The organism is Okeania sp. SIO2F4, assembly GCF_010672385.1.
In the GTDB taxonomy this organism is placed as follows: Bacteria; Cyanobacteriota; Cyanobacteriia; order Cyanobacteriales; family Microcoleaceae; genus Trichodesmium.
In genome coordinates, this window is record NZ_JAAHGT010000772.1 from 1 (window position 1) to 4,747 (window position 4,747).

Genomic DNA, 4,747 nt, shown 5'->3' on the forward strand with positions numbered 1-4,747 from the left:
GTTTAGTTGCAAAAGTTAGTAATATTATTTTTTTCTCTGTTTTTGTAAGTTTGAAGCTTTTTTCGTTATTAAATAAGTAGATTAATTTATGCAATCAGACACTAACACCAGATAACTCTGACTTAACCAAAAAAGAACCCTCTAAATTAGTTTTTTCAAGTCAGCATTAACAAGTTTCCCCTTTCCCAACTTGACATATTTCATATTAGCCGAGTAGAGAAAAGCATCAGAAAAATTTGCTTCATACAGAAAAGCTTTAGTTCCATCTGCACAAGCCAAATAACAACCCTTCATTAATTGATAATTGATAATGGATAATTGATAATTACAAGAAGGTTTTAACCGTACGGGAATTGAATATAAGGAAATATTATTTCTTCTCTCTTGGGAGATTGGAGGCTAGCGTTCGCGTAGCGTCCCGGAGGGAACGGAGACCTCGCAATCCAAGGACCGCTTTTTTCTCCACGGCGAGTGAGAGGCTTTATACCTTTATTTTTCGGTAAAATTAACCTTTTCCAGGTGTACACTTTTTAAATTTGCCCCTACTAAATTTGTTTTGCGAAAATCTAGTTTTCCTAGGTTATATCAACTCTTTAATTCTTCTCTTCAGCATTTATTTTGATTTCTTCCTACAGTTCCCCATAATTTCTCATTAAATTGTAAATATATTCTAATTATATTCGATTACATATAGATAAATTTTATGAATACTTCTTGATATAAAGAATCAAAAAAAACAGCCATTATAATTTAAAATTTTCAGTTAACAGCAACAATATTTTTAGGGAAAAGTTGTACCATCAGGCATAATAGCTCCTCTCATATCTGCATCTCGTAAATTAGTTTTATTTAGCTTCGCGTCAATCAAAACAGCTTTAACCAATATTGCCCCTGTCAGATTTGACCAACTTAATTTAGCCCGAAATAAATTAGCTCCACTGAGATTAGCACCTCGTAAAGTAGTCCAACTAGCATTAGTAGTTCGTAATTTTGCTCCACTTAAATTCGCTTCACTCAGAGTCGCCCCAATAGTAGTAGATTTACTCAAATCAGCTTCACTCAGATTAGAACCACTTAACATAGCTCCACTCAGAATTCCATTTGTCAGATTTACCTCCTCCAAAATTGATTCATTCATCAAAGCATTTGTTAAATTAGCAAACTCTAAATTAGAACCACTTAAAATAGCCCTAATCAAATTAACACGAATCATTGTAGCTTCACTCAAATTAGCTTCAGTCAAATTCGCCTGACTTAAATTAGCCTCCGTTAAGTTAGCACCCCTTAAATCAGCTTGACTCAAATTAGCTTCTCTAGAATTAGAACCCCGCAGATTAGCTCCACTCAAATTAGCATTAGTAAAGTCAGTTTTCACCAGAGTTGTTCCAATCAAATTCGCTTCGCTCAAATTCGTTCCACTTAAATAAGCATCCCCCAAACTCACCTCTCTGAAATTAACTCCACTGAGGTTAGCACCCTTCAATATCACATTACCGAGGTTTGCCCTAGTAAAATTAGCATTACTTAAATCAGCTCCGGTTAAATCGATTCCTACCAGGCTAATACCTTTAAAATTTCTTTCTCCTGCTGCATATTGCTTGAGAAGTTCCTCAGCCTCCATTTGCTCTGCCTCAAAGTTTTTCTATTTTATATTTTATATTTAAAGCAGGACATTACAAATTACTAAGGTAAAAAATCTAAAACTCAAAAGTCAAAAACATGACCCCATTGATGAATCAAAGAGCTTGCAAGACCGAAAGTTTTTCTCCCTCTCCAATAATAAATCCGGGGGCTTGTATACAATTGATTTTTTTGGTCAAATAAGAGAGTAGAGTCAAAAAATACTATGCCAGAAAATAGAAGAAGCCAATTAGTGACTAAAGGAGTACAACGCGCTCCAAACCGAGCCATGCTGAGAGCTGTAGGTTTTGAAGATTCAGACTTTACCAAACCAATTATCGGAGTTGCCAATGCCTATAGCACCATTACTCCCTGCAACATGGGTATTAACGATCTGGCCACGCGAGCCATGAGCGGAACAAAAGAAGCCGGAGGAATGCCACAGATATTTGGCACTATTACTATTAGCGATGGTATTTCTATGGGTACTGAGGGAATGAAATATTCCCTAGTTTCCAGAGATGTAATTGCCGACTCCATCGAAACAGTTTGTAATGGCCAAACAATGGATGGAGTTCTTGCTATTGGTGGATGTGACAAAAATATGCCAGGAGCAATGATAGCGATCGCCCGCATGAACATCCCAGCTATATTTGTCTACGGTGGTACCATCAAACCAGGCAACTATAATGGCGAAGACTTAACAGTTGTCAGTGCTTTTGAAGCAGTAGGAAAATATAGTGCAGGAAAAATTGACGAAACAGAATTAACAGAAGTAGAACGTAGAGCTTGTCCTGGTGCTGGTTCCTGCGGAGGAATGTTCACTGCCAATACCATGTCTTCAGCTTTTGAAGCAATGGGAATGAGTCTCATGTACTCATCAACAATGGCTGCCGAAGATGCAGAAAAAGCAGATAGCACAGAAAAATCAGCTCATGTACTAGTAGAAGCTATTCGGAAACAAATTTTACCTCGGCAAATTATTACCCGCAAAGCCATCGAAAATGCAATTTCAGTAATTATGGCTGTAGGGGGTTCCACAAACGCAGTATTACACCTACTGGCGATCGCTCATGCTGCTAATGTGGAATTATCTTTAGATGATTTTGAAACAATTAGAGCGCGAGTACCTGTATTGTGCGACCTAAAACCAAGTGGTAGATACGTTACAACAAATTTGCATCAAGCAGGAGGCATTCCCCTCGTAATGAAAATGCTTCTAGAACATGACCTACTCCACCCAGATGCCTTAACTATAACTGGTAAAACTATTGCGGAACAGTTAGCAAATGTACCTTCTCAACCACCTGCTAACCAAGATGTTATTCGCCCTTGGGATAATCCCATGTATACTCAAGGACACTTAGCTATTTTAAAAGGAAATCTAGCAACCGAGGGAGCAGTTGCCAAAATTACAGGAGTCAAGAACCCAGAAATAACAGGTCCAGCAAGAGTATTTGAGTCAGAAGAAGCTTGCTTAGAAGCAATCTTAGCAGGCAAAATTCAAGCAGGAGATATTATCGTAGTTCGTTATGAAGGTCCGAAAGGTGGACCTGGAATGCGGGAAATGTTAGCACCAACTTCCGCTATTATTGGTGCTGGTTTAGGAGATAAAGTAGGATTGATTACTGATGGTAGGTTTTCTGGTGGTACTTACGGTATGGTAGTTGGTCATGTAGCTCCAGAAGCAGCAGTAGGTGGAGCGATCGCTCTAATCAAAGAAGGAGATATGATTACTATTGATGCTCATAAGCGTTTACTACAATTAAATATTTCTGATGAGGATCTAGAAAAGCGTCGTCAAGCATGGGAACCACCGACACCCCGATATACCAGAGGTGTATTAGCAAAATATGCGAAGTTAGTATCTTCTAGCAGTTTTGGAGCAGTAACTGACGCTGGATTGGATTGAAATTTACGGCGTTACTGAAGCGCGGGTATGGTTTTTGTGCTTAGGGGGTAGGTAAGACTTTGACACTCCATGGGTTAAAACCCCGTGGATTCTGAAATTTGTAACAACAGGGGATAAATCCACCTGTTTTTACTTCTCATCAGTTGAGGGACTGTCATTGACCCTACCTGATAATCAACCCCATCCATTACAGATACAGCTTTATGAAGATTTACAGGACATGAAAAACCTAACCATTGACCAATGTTTTGTGAGGCATTCCAATCAGCATTGCACTGATAAGCGTCATACCCGAAAAAAGTATGTTTAACTCTCTTGCCTATCACACCGTTACGATGGTCTGACTTACTGGTATATGTTGCTGGTACAGACTCTACTACTACACCTGCTTTTACTGCTTTGTACCTGGTAAACAACTCTAACTGATAAAATGCCCAATAGTCTCGGTTTTTACTAGCATCATCCCCCCTTTCAAAAGGGGGTTAGGGGGGATGCGTTGAAGTGAGCTTTGTCTAATACCTGACAAATCCTCAAACCGCAATCCCATCTTATAGTCTAAATGCCAATTGTACTAATTTCTTGGAAATGCCATGATTGATGTGAGTTATAATTCTGCGCTCACGTCTTTCAATGTCCTTAATTTTTCTCAGTTTTTTAGCTTCTTGAAGTTCTTTGCGTAATTTTTGAAATTTACGTCTTAAGCTTTTTACTTGTTTAACAGTCCAAAACTTACCAAAACTATTAGGTAATGCTGCAACTGCAATATTATTTTGTCCTCTATCTACTCCGATCCAATCATTCACTAATCTAGCATCCGGAACATCCATAGATACCGAGATTAGCGCATACCAGATACCTTTTCTCGGCTTAGATATTTTCAGAGAATCTAAGAAAGCTTCTTGATTAAGAATCTTCTCTAAAGTTTCTTGGTGTGAAGCTGAATGAATTGTTAGAGGTATCCGTTCCAATCATTCACTAATCTAGCATCCGGAACATCCATAGATACCGAGATTAGCGCATACCAGATACCTTTTCTCGACTTAGATATTTTCAGAGAATCTAAGAAAGCTTCTTGATTAAGAATCTTCTCTAAAGTTTCTTGGCTCACGGGGTGACAAGCACCCCGAAACTACTACTAGATAAAGATTTCAATAACTATACCTCTGTATAAAATATTGATTTTTCGTGTTTGATAATGATAATTCTTTTTAAAGA

General features: G+C 38.2%; 5 protein-coding genes and 1 pseudogene. 1 reads left to right on the forward strand and 5 read right to left on the reverse strand.

The features are described 5' to 3' along the window. Positions 1-141 precede the first annotated feature (141 nt). The 3 genes and pseudogenes from F6K22_RS32360 to F6K22_RS32365 all read right to left on the reverse strand — a co-directional run bounded on the left by F6K22_RS32360 (position 142) and on the right by F6K22_RS32365 (position 1,621). Entirely contained in the window at positions 142-294 is a 153-nt protein-coding gene (locus F6K22_RS32360) for a pentapeptide repeat-containing protein (protein WP_293107763.1), read from the reverse strand. 195 nt (positions 295-489) lie between these two features. Then, positions 490-570: pseudogene (locus F6K22_RS42625) on the reverse strand (pentapeptide repeat-containing protein); the annotation flags it as partial. Between the two features lie 211 nt (positions 571-781). Continuing rightward, positions 782-1,621: a pentapeptide repeat-containing protein gene (locus F6K22_RS32365; protein ID WP_293107766.1), complete on the reverse strand. Its 840-nt coding sequence runs from the start codon at positions 1,619-1,621 to the stop codon at positions 782-784. Positions 1,622-1,846: 225 nt separating this feature from the next. Between F6K22_RS32365 and ilvD the strand changes: the two genes are divergently transcribed. Then, the gene (ilvD, locus tag F6K22_RS32370) at positions 1,847-3,532 is read left to right on the forward strand and encodes a dihydroxy-acid dehydratase (RefSeq protein ID WP_293107769.1); all 1,686 of its coding nucleotides are present in this window, start codon (positions 1,847-1,849) and stop codon (positions 3,530-3,532) included. Between the two features lie 74 nt (positions 3,533-3,606). Here the strand turns inward: ilvD and F6K22_RS32375 are convergent, their stop codons facing one another. Continuing rightward, positions 3,607-3,948: a zinc ribbon domain-containing protein gene (locus tag F6K22_RS32375; RefSeq protein WP_375340214.1), complete on the reverse strand. Its 342-nt coding sequence runs from the start codon at positions 3,946-3,948 to the stop codon at positions 3,607-3,609. A gap of 132 nt (positions 3,949-4,080) precedes the next feature. Then, a complete protein-coding gene (locus tag F6K22_RS32380) occupies positions 4,081-4,500 on the reverse strand; it encodes a hypothetical protein (RefSeq protein WP_293107771.1) in 420 nt (139 codons plus the stop codon). Positions 4,501-4,747 lie beyond the last annotated feature (247 nt).